14 protein-coding genes are annotated in these 17,225 nt (G+C 74.6%); 10 read left to right on the forward strand and 4 right to left on the reverse strand.

Annotated elements, in window-relative coordinates:
• Positions 1–8: 8 nt before the first annotated feature.
• From IE321_RS30330 to IE321_RS30340, 3 genes are read right to left on the reverse strand one after another with little or no spacing between them, the layout of a single operon-like run.
• Positions 9–1,328: a coenzyme F420-0:L-glutamate ligase gene (locus IE321_RS30330; RefSeq protein WP_043232604.1), complete on the reverse strand. Its 1,320-nt coding sequence runs from the start codon at positions 1,326–1,328 to the stop codon at positions 9–11.
• Positions 1,325–2,281, reverse strand: coding sequence for a 2-phospho-L-lactate transferase (gene cofD, locus IE321_RS30335; protein WP_043232607.1), 957 nt, complete (start codon positions 2,279–2,281; stop codon positions 1,325–1,327). Before cofD ends, IE321_RS30330 begins: the two co-directional genes overlap by 4 nt.
• 12 nt (positions 2,282–2,293) lie before the next feature.
• Positions 2,294–2,815 carry a cysteine dioxygenase gene (locus tag IE321_RS30340; protein WP_043232608.1) on the reverse strand — a complete coding sequence of 174 codons (522 nt, stop codon included), beginning with the start codon at positions 2,813–2,815 and terminating at the stop codon, positions 2,294–2,296.
• Between the two features lie 673 nt (positions 2,816–3,488).
• Here IE321_RS30340 and IE321_RS30345 point away from each other — a divergent pair.
• The 3 genes from IE321_RS30345 (at position 3,489) to IE321_RS30355 (ending at position 9,402) form a co-directional block, all read left to right on the forward strand.
• Complete coding sequence (locus IE321_RS30345) at positions 3,489–3,752, forward strand: WhiB family transcriptional regulator (protein WP_015033978.1); 264 nt, start codon at positions 3,489–3,491, stop codon at positions 3,750–3,752.
• Between the two features lie 356 nt (positions 3,753–4,108).
• On the forward strand, positions 4,109–7,870 hold the full coding sequence (locus tag IE321_RS30350) for a glycosyltransferase (RefSeq protein WP_190225234.1): 3,762 nt from the start codon (positions 4,109–4,111) through the stop codon (positions 7,868–7,870).
• Positions 7,867–9,402 (forward strand): DUF5719 family protein, encoded by a 1,536-nt coding sequence (locus IE321_RS30355; RefSeq protein ID WP_190225235.1) that lies wholly within the window; start codon positions 7,867–7,869, stop codon positions 9,400–9,402. The genes IE321_RS30350 and IE321_RS30355 overlap by 4 nt, the downstream gene beginning before the upstream one ends.
• A gap of 33 nt (positions 9,403–9,435) precedes the next feature.
• On the opposite strand, the gene IE321_RS30360 is transcribed toward IE321_RS30355, so the two are convergent.
• A complete protein-coding gene (locus tag IE321_RS30360; RefSeq protein ID WP_043232585.1) occupies positions 9,436–9,900 on the reverse strand; it encodes a metallopeptidase family protein in 465 nt (154 codons plus the stop codon).
• 310 nt (positions 9,901–10,210) lie between these two features.
• On the opposite strand from IE321_RS30360, the gene IE321_RS30365 reads away from it, so the two are divergent.
• The 7 genes from IE321_RS30365 to IE321_RS30395 form a co-directional block, all read left to right on the forward strand.
• The gene (locus tag IE321_RS30365; RefSeq protein ID WP_079022549.1) at positions 10,211–10,639 is read left to right on the forward strand and encodes a DUF3499 domain-containing protein; all 429 of its coding nucleotides are present in this window, start codon (positions 10,211–10,213) and stop codon (positions 10,637–10,639) included.
• A 147-nt stretch (positions 10,640–10,786) separates the two neighbouring features.
• Positions 10,787–12,154 (forward strand): phosphomannomutase/phosphoglucomutase, encoded by a 1,368-nt coding sequence (locus tag IE321_RS30370; protein ID WP_043232568.1) that lies wholly within the window; start codon positions 10,787–10,789, stop codon positions 12,152–12,154.
• 93 nt (positions 12,155–12,247) lie between these two features.
• Positions 12,248–12,430, forward strand: a complete 183-nt coding sequence (locus IE321_RS30375) for a Trm112 family protein (protein ID WP_190225236.1) — start codon at positions 12,248–12,250, stop codon at positions 12,428–12,430.
• Between the two features lie 227 nt (positions 12,431–12,657).
• Entirely contained in the window at positions 12,658–13,806 is a 1,149-nt protein-coding gene (locus tag IE321_RS30380; protein ID WP_190225237.1) for an SIS domain-containing protein, read from the forward strand.
• A 196-nt stretch (positions 13,807–14,002) separates the two neighbouring features.
• On the forward strand, positions 14,003–15,154 hold the full coding sequence (manA, locus tag IE321_RS30385; RefSeq protein ID WP_190225241.1) for a mannose-6-phosphate isomerase, class I: 1,152 nt from the start codon (positions 14,003–14,005) through the stop codon (positions 15,152–15,154).
• A 72-nt stretch (positions 15,155–15,226) separates the two neighbouring features.
• The gene (locus tag IE321_RS30390) at positions 15,227–16,192 is read left to right on the forward strand and encodes a cation diffusion facilitator family transporter (RefSeq protein WP_190225238.1); all 966 of its coding nucleotides are present in this window, start codon (positions 15,227–15,229) and stop codon (positions 16,190–16,192) included.
• A 297-nt stretch (positions 16,193–16,489) separates the two neighbouring features.
• The coding region (locus IE321_RS30395; RefSeq protein ID WP_190225239.1) for an adenosylhomocysteinase at positions 16,490–17,225 on the forward strand (736 nt) is incomplete at its 3' end.

Consider the following 17,225-nt stretch of genomic DNA (forward strand, 5'->3'; position numbering starts at 1 on the left):
GCGGGGCGTCAGCGCACCACCACGAAGTCCGAGGCGGGCCGCCCCGGTCGCTCCACGGGCTCCCGCGCGGGCCGCCCGATGGCCACCGCCCCCATCGGGTCCCAGTTCTCCGGCAGCCCGAGCACGTCCCGTACGACGTCCCGGCAGAACATCGTCGAGGACACCCACGCCGAGCCCAGCCGCTCACCGGCCAGCGCGACCAGGAAGTTCTGCACGCCCGCGCCGGTCGCGACGACGAACATCTCCCGCTCGGCGGCGTCCCGGCGGGGGTCGCCGTAGTGGTGGGAGCCGTCCATGACGAGGCAGGGCACGGCGAGGTAGGGCGCGTTCCGCAGGACGTCCCCGCGCCGCACCCGCTTGGCGACGGACTCCTCCGACTTCCCGTCCCGCCGCAGGTCCGCGATCCAGGCGTCCCGCATCGCGTCGAGCAGCCGCAGCCGCGACGCGGGGGACTCCAGGAGGACGAACCGCCACGGGGTGGTGTGGTGCGGGGCCGGTGCCGTCACGGCCGCGGCGACCGCGCGCCGTACCGCCCCGGGGTCGACGGGGTCGTCGGTGAACTCCCGCACCGTCCGCCGCAGCGTCACCGCCTCGCGCACGGCCTCCGAGGTGCCGAGGCGGAACATGTCGTCGGCGGCGGAGCGCACCAGCGCCCGCGCCCCCGGCTCCTCGTCCCCGCCGACCACGTGCGGCAGTCCGCGCACGACGGCGACGGGCACGCCGGTGGCCTTGCCCTTCACCAGGTCGCCCGCGGCGGCGAGTTCGTCGGCGGTGGCGACGACGGTCACGTTCAGCTCGTTGCCGTGGGAGTCGGTGACGCCCCGCAGGTCGTCCAGGACCCGCACGCCGGCCGCGCCGATCGCGACGTCGGTCAGCCCGGCGCGCCAGGGCCGTCCGAAGGTGTCCGTGACGACGACGCCGACGTCCACGCCGAGCGCCTCGCGCACCCCGTCCCGGATCCGCCGCGCCGACCCGTCCGGGTCCTCCGGCAGCAACAGCACGGTCCCGGCCGGGGTGTTGGAGGCGTCGACGCCGGCCGCGGCCATGACGAGCCCCTGCCGGTTCTCGACGATGCGGAGGGTGCCGCGCCGGGCCACCACCCGTACCGTCTCGGCGTCGATGGCCTCCTCGCGGTCGTCGGCGGCGACGATCCGGCCCTCCGCCTTGCTCACGATCTTGGAGGTGACCAGCAGGACGTCCCCGTCCTCCAGGCCGGGGGAGACGGACGCGATGAGCTTGGCCAGGTCGTCGCCGGGCGCCACCTCGGGCAGCCCGGCCAGTCCCCACACCCGGTACGAGGGCGCCGGCGGCACCGCGTCCGTCGTCACCCGCGGACCTCCTCGGCCAGCTCCAGCGCGGCCCGCGCCATCGCGGCGGTGGCGTCCACGTCGGTCATCATCAGCGGCACGGCCCGGCAGGCGATGCCGGCCGCCTCGACGCCGGCGACGGAGCCCGCGTCCACGGTGTCCACCAGCCAGCCGTCGAGCAGGCCGGAGCCGTAGTGGCGGGCGACGGCCGCCGCCGTGGACTCGACGCCGACCGCCGCGAGGACCTTGTCGGCCATGCCGCGCACCGGCGCGTCCCCGACGATGGGGGAGAGGCCGACGACCGGCGCCGGGGCGGCGGCGACCGCCTCGCGGATGCCGGGCACGGCGAGGATGGTGCCGACGCTGACGACCGGGTTGGACGGCGGGAAGAGGATGACGTCGGCGGCGGCGATCGCCTCCAGGACGCCCGGCGCGGGCGCGGCGGTCTCCGCGCCGACCGCCACGACGGCCTTCGCGTCGACGGAGGCGCGCAGCTTCACCCAGTACTCCTGGAAGTGCACGGCCCGCTGCTCGCCGTCGACCTCGATCGCCACGTGCGTCTCGACGCGGTCGTCGGACATCGGCAGCAGCCGCACGCCCGGCTGCCAGCGGGCGCAGAGCGCCTCGGTGACGGCGCTGAGCGGGTAGCCGGCGCCGAGCATCTGGGTGCGGACGATGTGGGTGGCGAAGTCCTTGTCGCCGAGGCCGAACCACTCGGGTCCGACCCCGTACGCGGCCAGTTCGTCCTTGACGGCGAAGGTCTCGCCCTCGCGGCCCCAGCCCTGTTCCTCGTGGATGCCACCGCCGAGGGTGTACATCACCGTGTCCAGGTCGGGGCAGACCTTCAGCCCGAAGAGATGGATGTCGTCACCGGTGTTGCCGACGACCGTGATCTCCGCGTCCGGGACGGCCTGCTTGAGGCCGCGAAGGAAACGGGCACCACCGATGCCGCCGGCCAGAACCACAATGCGCATGCACGCAGTTTGTCAGGCGGTCACCGGGCGCGGGGCGGCCGGGGCGCACTGGCCCTGGAGCGCCTCGTGCATGGACTCGCGCATCGGCATCTCGGTCAGGCCGGGGAAGTAGACGTGGAGGCTGACGACGGGCTCCAGCGAGTCGTTGACGACCTCGTGGACGTACCCGGGCGCGAAGACCCGCTGGGTGCCGGGCCGCAGGGTGCGCACGCCCCGGTCCGTGCGCTCCGTCAACTCGCCCTGGAGGACGGTGAGGACGCCGGAGGACCGGCCGTGGTCGTGGAGGCCGCTGCCCTGGCCGGGCACCCAGGAGAGCAGCCACACCTCGTAGCCGGGCCCGACGCGCAGGCGGTGGTACCAGCGGGTGGTGGCGTCGTACTCGACGTGCGGGGCCCACAGCGCGGGGTCGGCGGCGAGCTCGCGGGCGAGGCCGGCGAACTCGGCGACGGTGACGGGGTGCTCGCGCTCGGGCTGGAGCAGGTGCGGGACCTCCATGAGGTCGCCGGCGATCTGAAGGTCGCTGTCCATGTTCATGGGCGGGGTGTTCCTCAGCAGAAACGAAGATGCGGTGGGGGGTCACGGCCCGGAGGGCGCGGAGGTGACACGGGTGACGCAGGGTGACGCTGGGAGAGGCAGCCGGAGCTCGATGGCATCAACAGCTGGGACAGCAACAGCAACAGCGCGCCTGGACAGCGCTGCGGAACCCACGGGCGTGGGTCGCGGAGGGCGCTGCGGTCGCTGGCATGCCACCAAAGGTGGCGGGAGGGGCATCCGACTGTCAACTCAATGCCCGATTTGGGGGTAATGTTTCACCTCATCCGGTTACAGCGCCCGGAGAAAGGTTTGTTCAGCCCCGGACCAGGCAACATGGCCCAACAGTCGTGCCTGTAAACGTGGCCGCGGCGGACGCGGTCCGTGATCGGACTGTGATCCGGATCGCTTCCGTGGCTGGATCGCAACAAGATCCAAGTCCCGTACGTCCTTCTGGACGGAGGCACGACACCGCGGGATCCGCCGGTGGCATGTGTCACGTTTTTGGTGATTTGAACACTTTCCGCATAGGCTTGGTTCCGCAGAGTGAATACGGGGCCCAATAGCAGATCTCGGCTTGACTCGCACAGAGCACGAACTTGTAATTTCACTCGTGTCGTTCGGCCGTTTCGATCACGGCCACATCACGGGACGCACAGACAGACGAGGGGCGCAGATGACCGAGTTGTTCCAGGAACTGCTGGTCGAGGACGCGGACGAGGAACTCGGCTGGCAGGAGCGCGCGCTGTGCGCCCAGACCGATCCCGAGTCCTTCTTCCCCGAGAAGGGCGGCTCGACCCGCGAGGCCAAGAAGGTCTGCCTCGCCTGCGAAGTCCGCTCCGAATGCCTGGAGTACGCGCTCCAGAACGACGAGCGCTTCGGCATCTGGGGCGGCCTCTCCGAGCGGGAGCGGCGCCGGCTCAAGAAGGCCGCCGTCTGAACCGGCGACCGGCCGGAAACAGACCCCACCGAAGACCCCCGCGCACCACCCCGCGCCGGCCCCCACGAAGACCCCCGACGGTCCGTCCCTGTGCACGACACAGGAGGCGGACCGTTTCGCGTCCCGGCCCCGTTCCGCCCCGAAGGCCCCGTTCCGCCCCCGCCGGACCCGGCCCCGCCCGGCCCCGTCCCGCCCCCGCCGCCCCGGCCCGTCCCCGCTCCGCGCGCCCGCCCGTCGTCCACGGGGCGTCGTCCACGGGGGCGGACCCCTCCCGCCGCAGCCGTTAGTGTGGGCCTCCGTCCGAGACGCTCCCCACGCCCCCCGCGGGCGACCCCGGCCGGAGGGCCCGTAGCTCGATGTCCTCAACTCCTGAGTTCCCCAGGCACGTCGTCACCGCCGTGCTCGTCACCCACGACGGAGCCCGCTGGCTGCCCGACGCGCTCTCCGGGCTGCTCGCCCAGGAGCGCCCGGTACAGAGCGTGGTCGCCGCCGACACCGGCAGCGCCGACGACTCCGCACAGCTCGTCGCCGAAGCCGTCGGCCCCGACCGCGTCCTGCACCTCGCGCGCCGCACCGGCTTCGGCGCCGCCGTCGACGAGGCCGTCCGCACCGCGCCCCTGCTCGGACCCGAGGACCTGCCCTACCTCAAGCGCCCCAGCGGCTGGGACCCCGTCAGCCGGACCTGGAACGACGAGGCGTACGACCTCCCCGAACTCCCGCACGGCGACCCGGTCCAGTGGCTCTGGCTGCTGCACGACGACTGCGCCCCCGAGCCCGGCGCCCTCGCCGAACTCCTGCGCGTCGCCGACTCCGACGCGTACGCCGCCGTCATCGGCCCCAAGCTGCGCGGCTGGTACGACCGCAAGCAGCTCCTCGAAGTCGGCACCACGATCGCCCGCAGCGGCCGCCGCTGGACCGGCCTCGACCGCCGCGAGCAGGACCAGGGCCAGCACGACCAGATCCGCCCCGTCCTCTCCGTCTCCACCGCCGGCATGCTGATCCGCCGCGACGTCTTCGAGGAGCTCGGCGGCTTCGACCGCCGCCTGCCCCTCATGCGCGACGACGTCGACCTCTGCTGGCGCGCCCACTCCGCCGGCCACCGCGTCCTCGTCGCCCCCGACGCCGTCCTGCGGCACGCCGAGGCGTCCGCCCGCGAGCGCCGCTCCGTCGACTGCGCCGGCCGCACCGCCGCCAGCCCGCACCGCGTCGACAAGGCCGCCGCCGTCTACACCCTGCTGGCCAACTCCTCCGGCCGCGCCCTCCCCTACGTGCTGCTGCGGCTCGTCGTCGGCACCGTGCTGCGCACCCTCGGCCTCCTCGTCGGCAAGGCCCCCGGCCAGGCCGTCGACGAGATCATGGGCCTGCTCGCCACCCTGCTGCGGCCCGAGAAGGTCCTCGCCGCCCGCAAACGGCGGAAGAACCCCGAGATCCCGCCCGCCGAGCTCCGCCCCCTCTTCCCGCCGCCCGGCGCCACCGTCCGCGCCGCCGCCGAACAGCTCGCCTCCCACTTCGGCGCCGACGACTCCGACTCCGGCTCCCGCCACGGCGCCGTCGAGTCCGGCCCCGGCGGCGACGACGCCGACTTCCTGGAGATCGAGCAGTTCGCCCGCCTGAAGAAGATCGCCCGCAAGCCGGGCCCGGTCCTCTTCGCCCTCCTCCTCGTCGTCTCCCTCGTCGCCTGCCGCAACCTCTTCGCCGGCGGCTCCCTCGCAGGCGGCGTCCTGCTGCCCGCCCCCGACACCGTCTCCGACCTGTGGGGCCGCTACGCGGACGCGTGGCACACCCTCGGCACCGGCGGCACCCAGAGCGCCCCGCCCTACCTCGGCATCCTCGCCGCGCTCTCCGCGCTCTTCCTCGGCTCCACCTCCACCGCGCTCACCGTGCTGCTCGTCTGCTCGGTCCCGCTCGCCGGCTTCACCGCCTACCTCTCCGCCCGCGGCCTCGTCGGCTCCCGCCTCCTGCTCGCCTGGGGCGCCATCGCCTACGCCTTCCTGCCCGCCGCCACCGGCGCCCTCGCCACCGGCCGGCTCGGCACCGCGGTCCTCGCCGTCCTCCTCCCGCCGACGGCCCGCGCCGCCGTCGCCGCCCACGGCTTCCACCGCCCCGACCGCGGCAGCTGGCGCGCCACCTGGGCCTACGCCCTGCTGCTCACCGTCACCACCGCCTTCACCCCGATCGTGTGGCCGCTCGCGGTCCTCCTCGGCCTCTGCGTCCTCGCCGTCCGCCGCGACGACCTCACCGCGTACGCCCTCCGCTTCCTCGCCGCCGTCGGCACCCCGATCCTCGCCCTGGCCCCCTGGTCGCTCTCCCTGCTGACCGACCCCGCCGCCTTCCTCCACGAGGCCGGCCTCGACCTGCGCACCGGCACCGCCTCCGCCGTCGACCTGCTCGCGAGCAGCCCCGGCGGCCCCGGCACCACCGGCGGACTGCTCCTCCTCGGCCTGGTCCTCGCCGCGCTCGCCGCCCTCCTGCGCGAGGAGCGCCGGCTCGCCGTCCTCGCCGCCTGGACCGCCGCCCTCGCCGGGCTCCTCTTCGGCGCCCTGTCCAACGGCGCCGGCGGCACCGGCTGGGCCGGCCCAGCCACCCTCGTCTACGGCGCCGCCCTCATCGCCGCCGGCATGCTCGGCGCCGAGGCCGGCCGGACCCGCGTCGCCGCCCACGGCTTCGGCTGGCGCCAGCCCGTCGCCGCCCTGATCGCCCTCGCCTGCGCACTCGGCCCCGCCGTCGCCGCCGTCGGCTGGATGATCGGCGGCGCCGACGGCCCGCTGACCCGCCGCGACCCCGTCCAGGTCCCCGCATTCGTCGCCGAGGAGAGCGGCCAGGAGGACCAGCCCCGCACCCTGGTGCTCTCCGGCACCTCGCCCGGCGCGGTCGACTACACCCTGGTCCGCGGCTCCGGCGCCCGTCTCGGCGACGCCGAACTGACCGGCACCGCCGAGCCCGACCCGCGCCTCGACTCCGTCGTCGCCAAGCTCGTCGCCGGCTCCGGCGCCGACCAGACCCAGGAGCTCAGCGCCTTCGCCATCCGCTACCTGCTGGTGAAGGACGGCTCGCCGCGCCAGATGAGCCGCGTCCTCGACACCACCCCCGGCCTCTCCCGGCTCAGCCAGCTCGACGGCGCCGCGCTCTGGCGGGTCGACCGCGAGATCGCCCGCGTGATGATCGTCCCGCCCGCCGCCAAGGCAGGCGCCACGACCGAGGCCGCCCTCCCCGTCCCCGTCCCGGCCGGCCCCGTCGAGGCCCACGCCGACGTCCCCGCGGGCCCCACGGGCCGCGTCCTGCGCATCGCCGACCGCGCCGACGAGGGCTGGACCGCCACCCTCGACGGCACCACCCTCACCCCCACCACCGTCGACGGCTGGGCCCAGGGCTTCCAGCTCCCCGCCGGCGGCGGCCGCCTCGACCTCACCTACGACGAGCCCTTCACCCACACCGTCTGGATCTGGACCCAGCTCGGCCTCGCCGTCGTCCTCGTGGTCCTCGCCCTGCCCGGCCGCCGCCGCGAGATCGACGACGACCTGCCCGAGGAGGAGACGGCCATCCCGGCCCAGGCCACCGACGGGGACGGCCGCCGCGCCCGCCGCCTGCGCGCCGCCGCCGAGGCCGAGGCCGCCGCCGAAGCGGCCGAAGCCGAGGCCGACGGCACCGAGGGGCGTCCCGACGCCCCCGACGCCGAGCCCGCCCCCCTCCCTGGTCAGCAGACCGCCGAACCCGACGAGTGGGACGCCCGGGCCCAGGACCCGGCCTACGCCCAGCAGCAGTACGCCCCGTCGTACGACCAGCAGGGCTACGCCCAGGAGTACGCCGACCCGTACCAGCAGCAGGCGTACGCGTACCCCCAGCAGGGCTACGACCAGGGCCAGGGCTACGACCCCGACCAGGGCTACGGCCAGGGTCAGGGCGGCTACGACCAGGGCCAGGGGTACGACCCGAACCAGGGCTACGACCCCCAGGGCGGCTACCCCGCCGCCCAGGGCTACGACCAGGGCCAGGCCCAGGGCTACGACCCGCAGGCGTACGCCCCCTACGACGGCACCGCCGGCTACGACTACGGGTACCCGCAGGACGGCCAGGGCCACGACACCGAGCAGCGTCCCGACGGGAGCAGCAACCAGTGAAGCGCACCACCCTCTCCCTGATCGCGGTCGCCACCGCCCTCGCCGCGGTCACCGGCTTCGCCGCGCTGACCGCCCCCGGCGAGCCCGCCGCCGCGTCCGCCACCGCCGCCGCGCCGAAGGCGGCCCGCCTCCCCGTCGAGCGCACCAGCCTGCTCTGCCCCGCCCCGAGCGCCTCCGAGATCGCCGAGACGCTCATCAGCTCCTACACCCCGCCCGGCACCGCGGCCGCCCCGGCCCCCGCCGCCGGCACGGCGGCCGCCAAGCCCACCGCCGTCCTCGGCGTCGCCAAGAACCCGAGCGCCCCCGCCGGCAAGAAGGCCAAGGCCCCGCGGGCCCCCGCCTCCGTCACCGCCCCCGGCAAGCCCGTCTCGGCGGCCGTGGACGGCGCCGTCGGCCACGGCCTCACCGGCACCGCCACCGGCACCCTCGCCCCCGGCTGGACCGTCCAGCAGACCACCCTCGTCCCGGCCGGCGCCGCCCGCGGCCTCCTCGGCGTGAACTGCGCCGCCCCGGACACCGACTTCTGGTTCCCGGCCGCCTCCACCGCCAAGGGCCGCGCCGACTACATCCACCTCACCAACCCCGACGACACCCTCGCCGTCGCCGACATCGAGCTGTACGGCCCCGAGGGCGAGCTGAAGACCGCCATCCCCGAGGGCGTCCAGGTGCCGCCGCACTCCACCGTCCCCGTCCTCCTCGGCCCCCTCCTCGCCGAAGGCGCCCAGGAGAACCTGACGGCCCACGTCACCACCCGCACCGGCCGCGTCGGCGCCGCCCTCGGCTCCGCCGCCGACGGCGTGGGCAGCGACTGGCTCGCCGCCTCCGCCGACCCCGCGGCCCGCGTGGTCCTCCCCGGCATCCCCGGCGACGCCACCGGCGTCCGCCTCGTCGCCTTCGCCCCCGGCGAGGCCGACGCCGACCTGAAGATCCAGCTGGTCACCGCGAACGGCACGATCGTCCCCACCGCCGCCGAGTCCCTGCACGTCAAGTCCGGCATGACCGCCTCCGTCGACCTGCCCGACCTCACCCGCGGGGCCGCCGCCTCCCTGCTGCTCACCCCGACCGACCCCAAGAAGCAGGTCCCGGTCGTGGCCGCGCTCCGGGTCGTCCGCGGCAAGGGCTCGGCCACCGAGATGGCCTTCGTCCCGGCCGCCGCCCCCGTCACCGACCGCGCCACGGTCGCCGACAACCGCGCCAAGGGCTCCGCCCTCACGCTCACCGCGCCCGAGGGCGCCGCCCAGGTGAAGGTCACCGCCTCGGCCGGCACGGAGGGCGGCAGCCCCGCGACCCGCACCGTCTCCCTCAAGGCGGGCACCACGACCGTCCTCGACGACCTCGCGCCGAAGGGCGTCAAGGGCACCTACGCGGTCACCGTCGAACCCGTCGCGGGCGGCGGACCGGTCTACGCGGCGCGCACCCTGACCGTCACCGAGGACGGCATCCCGATGTTCACCGTCCAGACGCTGGTGGACGACCGGGGCACCGTCCAGGTCCCCACCGCCCGGCAGGACCTGACGGTCCTCGACGACTGACGTCCCGGTACGAGCCCCGGCCCGGGCGGGCCGTCAGTCCTGCCCGTACCGGGGATCGACCGACTCGGGGGAGAGGCCGAGCAGCTCGGCGACCTGCTCCACCACCACCTCGTGGACCAGCAGCGCCCGCTCGTCACGGCTCTTGGAACGGATCTCGACCGGCCGCCGGTAGACGACGACCTTCGCGGGCTCCCGCTTCTCGGCTGGCACCGACCCGCCCAGCGGCACGGTCTCGCCCGACACCACCGGCGGCACCTCCATGATCATGAACTCGACGTCCTGGAGCTGCGGCCAGCGCCGCTCCAGCCGCTCCACCGAGTCCAGCACCAGATCGCGGAAGGTGTCCGCACGGCTCACGGAGAGCGGGACCTGCGGCGGCGCGACCGGCCCCCGCATCCCGCGGCCGTGCCGGTCGCGCCGGCGGACCCGCGGCTCGACCGACGGCTCCCCGGAACCGGGCGGGGGGCCGGGCTGACCGGGCGGCACAGGAGTGTCCATCACTGACGCAGCGTAACTCTCCTGGGTCACTCCGCACGGTGGCGTGGACCCCCCGATCGGCGCGTCCCACCCCCGCCCCGGCACCCCTCCACCCCCGCCCGGTGTCGAAACCTGAACATTCCGGCCGCCCCAAGGAACGATTCGGCACCCGCGCGCGATCGGCCATCTGGCCGCGCCTGACCGGAATACCGCTTTTCCCTGTCCGGATCACCCCCCGCCCCACCCCCCTTGCGCCCCCTCCTCCGCAGGTCGGAACGGGCGCCACTCGAAGGGGGGTGGCGGACGTCACACCGCGACACGGTGGAGTGACCTGGGGGAGAGTCGTCGCGGCCCGCTCAAGAGTGCGGTACCGTCCAACGTCGTGAGCCCTGTACGTCGCTGTTCGCGCACCGCGTGCGGCCGCCCTGCCGTCGCGACACTGACGTACGTCTATGCCGACTCGACCGCGGTCCTCGGCCCGCTCGCCACCTACGCCGAGCCCCACTGCTACGACCTGTGCGCCCAGCACAGCGAGCGCCTCACCGCCCCGCGCGGCTGGGAGGTCGTGCGGCTCTCCGACGGTTCCGCCCCCACCCGCCCCAGCGGCGACGACCTGGAGGCCCTGGCCAACGCCGTCCGCGAGGCCGCCCGCCCCCAGGAACGCGCCGCCGAGTCCGGCAAGCCCGGCGGACGCGGCGGGGACCCCATGGAGGTCGGCCGCCGCGGCCACCTGCGCGTGCTCCGCTCCCCCGACAACTGACCCGGCACCCCCGCGCCCGACCGCCGCACGAGTCGGACTCCAGCCACAACCGGCCACCATCCGCGTGCCCTCCCACCCACTCCGGGTAGTTTGGGCGTTCCGCACACGCGCCGCACACGCGTGCCGAGAACTCAGGAGGGTGGATCCGTGACTGCCGATCTGTCGCAGATCGTGAAGGCGTACGACGTCCGCGGGGTGGTCCCGGACCAGTGGGACGAGAAGATCGCCGAGCTCTTCGGCGCCGCCTTCGTCCGCGTGACCGACGCCGACGCCGTCGTCGTCGGCCACGACATGCGCCCCTCGTCCCCCGGCCTCGCCGACGCCTTCGCGCGCGGCGCCGCCCGCCTCGGCGCCGACGTCACCCTCATCGGGCTCTGCTCCACCGACCAGCTGTACTTCGCCTCCGGCAGCCTCGGCCTGCCCGGCGCGATGTTCACCGCCTCGCACAACCCGGCCCAGTACAACGGCATCAAGATGTGCCGCGCCGGCGCCGCCCCCGTCGGCCAGGACACCGGCCTCGCCGACATCCGCGCCCTCACCGAGCGCTGGCTGGACGAAGGCGCCCCCGAGGCCGCCGCCACCCCCGGCACCGTCACCGAGCGGGACACCCTCACCGACTACGCCGCCCACCTCAAGGCGCTCGTCGACCTCACCGCGATCCGCCCCCTCAAGGTCGTCGTCGACGCCGGCAACGGCATGGGCGGCCACACCGTCCCCACCGTCTTCGACGGCCTCCCGCTCGACACCGTCCCCATGTACTTCGAGCTCGACGGCACCTTCCCCAACCACGAGGCCAACCCCCTCGACCCGAAGAACATCGTCGACCTCCAGGCCCGCGTCCTCGCCGAGGGCGCCGACCTCGGCCTCGCCTTCGACGGCGACGCCGACCGCTGCTTCGTCGTCGACGAGCGCGGCGAGCCGGTCTCCCCGTCCGCGATCACCGCCCTCGTCGCCGCCCGCGAACTCGCCAAGACCCCCGGCGGCACGATCATCCACAACCTGATCACCTCCTGGTCCGTCCCCGAGGTCGTCCGCGAGCACGGCGGCAGCCCCGTCCGCACCCGCGTCGGCCACTCCTTCATCAAGGAGGAGATGGCGAAGACCGGCGCGATCTTCGGCGGCGAGCACTCGGCGCACTACTACTTCAAGGACTTCTGGAACGCCGACACCGGCATGCTCGCCGCCCTCCACGTCCTCGCCGCCCTCGGCGGCCAGGAGGGCCCCCTCTCCCAGCTGGTCGCCTCCTACGACCGCTACACCGGCTCCGGCGAGATCAACTCCACCGTCGCCGACCAGGCCGCCCGCACCGCCGCCGTCAAGGCCGCCTACGGCGACCGCGACGGCATCACCCTCGACGAGCTCGACGGCCTCACCGTCAGCTCCGCCGACTGGTGGTTCAACCTCCGCCCCTCCAACACCGAGCCGCTGCTCCGCCTCAACGTCGAGGCCCGCTCCGCGGCCACCATGGCCGAGATCCGCGACGAGGTCCTCGCGCTCGTCCGCGCCACCGCCTGACACCCGCGGGGGGACGCAGCCCGCCGAGCCGCGTCCCCCCGCCCCCGGCGGTAGGCTGACCAGCACCGTTCACTGGTACGAAGGGACACCGCAATGCCGCTCGAAGCCGGCCTCCTGGAGATCCTGGCCTGCCCGGCCTGCCACGCTCCGCTGAACGACCGCACGGCGGACGAGACCCCCGAACTGGTCTGCACGTCCCCCGACTGCGGCCTCGCCTACCCGGTGCGCGACGCCATCCCGGTCCTCCTCGTGGACGAGGCCCGCCGCCCGTCCTGACCCGGTCCGCGGGCAGGCGACCGCCGGCCGGGTCGTGGACAGGCGTTCGCGGGCCGGTTCGTGGGCAGGCGTACCGCGAGGGCGGGACAGACGGGCGCACCCACCAGGGCGACGCCCGACCCCTGCGACGCCCGCCCCGAACGCCCGCACCGCCCCGCACCCGGGCCCGCGCCGCGCCCGCATCCACGGCGCCCGACCGACCGCGCCCCGCCCAGGAGGCCCGCCCCATGCTGGACGAGACCCTGCTAGACGCACCGGACGCCCTCGCCGTGGCCGACCGCCGAGGACTGCTCCGCGGCGCCGCCGAGGCCGGCGCCCGGGTCAGGACCGCCGCCCGCCACGCCACCGAGGCCGGCATCACCGCCCTCCACCCCGAGGGCCGCCACGGCACCGTCCTCGTCGCGGGCCCCGGCACCGCCGCCGCCGGCGTCCCCGCCGTGCTCGCCGCCCTCGCCCGCGCCTTCGCGGGCGTCGTACGGCTCGCGCCCACCGGCGTCGCCCCCGCCGCCGGCGCCCTCCGCTGGGCCCTGCCCGGCTGGGCCGGCCCCGTGGACCTGCTCCTGCTGCCCACCACCGACGGCTCCGAACCCGGCCTCGCGCTCCTCGCCGGACAGGCCTACCGCCGCGGCATCACCGTCGTCGCCGTCGCCCCCGAGGGCTCCCCGCTCTCCGAGGCCGTCAGCGGCTCCCACGGCCTCTTCGTCCCGCTGGCCATGGCCCCCCACGAAGCCCGCGACGAGTACGGCGAGAACCTCGCCGCCAGCCCCGGCGCCCTCTGGGCCCTGTTCACCCCGCTGCTCGCCCTCCTCGACCGCGTCGGCCTCATCGAAGCCCCGGCCGAGGCCCTGGAGCGGGTCGCCGACCGGCTCGACCGCACCGCCGAACGCTGTGGCCCCGCCATCGCCACCTACTCCAACCCGGCGAAGACCCTCGCCGCCGAACTCGCCGAGTCGCTGCCCCTGATCTGGACCGAGGGTGACGCCGCCGGCCCCGTCGGCCGCCGCTTCGCCGCCGTCCTCGCCGAACTCGCCGGCCTCCCCGCCCTCGCCGCCGAACTCCCCGAGGCACTCCCCGCCCACGGCGTCCTCCTCGCCGGCGCCTACGCCGCAGCGGCCGACCCCGACGACTTCTTCCGCGACCGCGTCGAGGAACCCCAGGCCCCGCGCGCCCGCGTCGTCCTCCTCCGCGACCGCCCGGCCGGCGGCCTCAGCGCCGCCCCCGCCGCCCGCGAACTCGCCCTCGGCCACGAGACCGCCGTCAGCGAACTCGAACCCGAGGAGGGCGACGCGCTGGAGACCCTCGCGGAACTCCTCGCCGTCACCGACTTCGCCGCCGTCTACCTCGCTCTGACGACCTCGGGCCACATGGCCCCCTGACACCCGGCCCCGGACGCGCGCACCACCGACGCGGGGGGCACGGGCACGCCGGACCCCGGCGTGCCCCACGGGCCGCACCGGCGTACGGCCCTGGACACCGGCACGCCAGATCCTGGACGCCCGCGTGTCACCCTCCCCCTGTCATCTGTCGTCTGGCACCGTCACCGTCACCCGCCCCGAGGAGCTGGAACCCGCCATGGAACGCCTCGTCAACACCGTCCGTCCCTACGCCTGGGGATCCACGACGGCCATCCCGGAGCTGCTCGGCACCGCCCCCACCGGCGAGCCGCAGGCCGAGATGTGGATGGGCGCCCACCCCGGTGCCCCCTCGCTCACCCCCCGCGGGCCGCTCAACGAACTCATCGAGGCCGACCCCGTACGGGAACTGGGCCAAGCCGCCGTCGACACGTTCGGCCCCCGCCTCCCCTTCCTCCTCAAGCTCCTTGCCGCCGGCGCACCGCTCTCCCTCCAGGTCCACCCCGACCTGGAGCAGGCCCGCGCCGGATACGCCGCGGAGGAGGCCGCCGGCATCCCCGTCGACGCCCCCCACCGCACGTACAAGGACGCCAACCACAAGCCCGAGATGATCTGCGCCCTCACCCCGTTCGAGGGATTCTGCGGCTTCCGCGCCCCCGCCGAGGCCGCCGACACCCTCGCCGCCCTCGGCGTCGACTCCCTCAAGCCGTACGTCGACCTCCTCCACGCCCACCCGGAGGAGGCCGCGCTCCGCGAGGTCCTCACGGCCCTGCTCACCGCCGACCACGACGAGATGGCCCGGACCGTCGCCGAGGCCGCCGCGGCCGCGGACCGCCTCGGCGGCGACCACGCCCCGTACGCCGTCCTCGCCCACCACTTCCCCGGCGACCCCGGCGTCATCGCCGCGATGCTCCTCCACCACGTCGTCCTCCAGCCCGGCGAAGCCCTCTACCTGGGCGCCGGCGTCCCGCACGCCTACGTCTCCGGCCTCGGCGTCGAGATCATGGCCAACAGTGACAACGTCCTGCGCTGCGGCCTCACCCCCAAGCACGTCGACGTCCCCGAGCTCCTCCGGATCGTCCGCTTCGAACCGGCCGACCCCGGCGTGCTGCGCCCCGAGGCGTCCCCGTCGGGCGAGGAGGTCTACGACACCCCCATCGACGAGTTCCGGCTCTCCCGACTCGTCCGCGCCGAGGGCGCCGCCCCCACCGACCTCACCACCCCCACCCCGCAGATCCTGCTCGGCACCGCGGGACGCCCGAAAGCGGGCGGAACCACCCTCGCCCCGGGCGAATCCGTCTTCGTGCCCGCCGGCGAGCCCGTCGAACTCACGGGACCGGGCACCGTGTTCCGCGCCACCGTCGTGGCCTGATGCAACAATGACCGGCCGTACCACGGCCACGGTCAACGGGCCGGAGCATCGACGAAGGGAACAGACAGACCCATGAGCGCGTCAGGCGGAACCAAGGCGATCGTGGCGGCCCTCGCCGCCAACCTCGCGATCGCCGCAGCCAAGTTCGTGGCGTTCCTCTTCAGTGGCTCGTCCTCGATGCTCGCCGAGAGCGTCCACTCCCTCGCCGACTCCGGCAACCAGGGCCTGCTCCTGCTGGGCGGGAAGAAGGCCCAGCGCGAGGCCACCCCCCAGCACCCCTTCGGCTACGGCCGCGAGCGCTACATCTACGCCTTCCTCGTCTCCATCGTCCTCTTCTCCGTCGGCGGCATGTTCGCCATCTACGAGGGCTACGAGAAGATCAAGCACCCGCACCCGATCGAGGCCTGGTACTGGCCGGTCGGCGTCCTGGTCTTCGCGATCATCGCCGAGTCCTTCTCCTTCCGCACCGCCATCAAGGAGTCGAACCAGATCCGCGGCGGCCTGACCTGGACCCAGTTCGTCCGCCGCGCCAAGGCCCCCGAGCTGCCCGTCGTCCTCCTGGAGGACCTCGGCGCCCTCGTCGGCCTCGTCCTCGCCCTCGGCGGCGTGGGCCTCGCCCTCCTCACCGGCGACGGCGTCTGGGACGGCATCGGCACCCTCTGCATCGGCGTCCTGCTCATCGTCATCGCGATCGTCCTCGCCCTGGAGACCAAGTCGCTGCTCCTCGGCGAGGCCGCCGGCCTGGAGGACGTGCGGAAGATCGAGGCCGCCGTCGTCGACGGCGAGTCCGTCACCCGCCTCATCCACATGCGCACCCTCCACCTCGGCCCGGAGGAGCTCCTCGTCGCCGCCAAGGTCGCCGTCCGGCACGACGAGACCGCCACCGAGGTCGCCGCCGCCATCAACGCCGCCGAGGAGCGCATCCGCGCCGCCGTCCCGATCGCCCGGGTCATCTACCTGGAGCCGGACATCTACGACGCCGCCGCCGCGGCCCAGGGCGCGAACCCGGCCAAGACCCCGGGCGGAACCGGCCACTGAACCCCGCACCACCCGTAGAACACCCTGACGAGGCCCCTGGGACGCACCGCGCGCACCCGGGGGCCTTCGCCGTGCGGCCTGCGGCCGGTGCGCCGACCGGTGTAGATTCGTGACGAGCCAGACGTCGCTGCTGATGGCGGTCGGGCGGCCCCCCCAGGGGACCGGCCGAGGGAGAGAGGGCCTCCGACGACTGCACCGCGAACCACCCGGGCATTCGTGTGCCCGCAGGTGCCTCGACCGCGGTGTCAGGCGCCATCCCGACCCTCATATGCGATCCCACGAGGAGCAGCACCCGTCATGACGACTGCCGCACAGCAGGACTTCAAGGTCGCCGACCTGTCCCTGGCCACCTTCGGCCGCAAGGAGATCACCCTCGCCGAGCACGAGATGCCCGGCCTGATGGCGATCCGCCGCGAGTACGCCGAGACGCAGCCGCTCGCCGGCGCCCGCATCACCGGCTCCCTCCACATGACCGTGCAGACCGCCGTCCTCATCGAGACGCTGGTCGCCCTCGGCGCCGACGTCCGCTGGGCCTCCTGCAACATCTTCTCCACCCAGGACCACGCCGCCGCGGCCATCGCCGTCGGCCCGAACGGCACCCCGGAGAACCCGCAGGGCGTCCCGGTCTTCGCCTGGAAGGGCGAGACCCTGGAGGAGTACTGGTGGTGCACCGAGCAGGCCCTCACCTGGCCGAACACGCCCACCGGCGGCCCGAACATGATCCTCGACGACGGTGGTGACGCCACCCTCCTCGTCCACAAGGGCGTCGAGTTCGAGAAGGCCGGCTCCGCCCCGGACCCGTCCACCGCGGACAGCGAGGAGTACGGCTACATCCTCCAGCTCCTCAACCGCACCCTCGGCGAGTCCCCGCAGAAGTGGACCCAGCTGGCGTCCGAGATCCGCGGTGTCACCGAGGAGACCACCACCGGCGTCCACCGCCTCTACGAGATGATGCAGGCCGGCACCCTGCTCTTCCCGGCGATCAACGTGAACGACGCGGTGACGAAGTCGAAGTTCGACAACAAGTACGGCT

It is taken from the genome of Streptomyces hydrogenans, from assembly GCF_014656075.1.
Classification (GTDB): domain Bacteria; phylum Actinomycetota; class Actinomycetes; order Streptomycetales; family Streptomycetaceae; genus Streptomyces; species Streptomyces hydrogenans.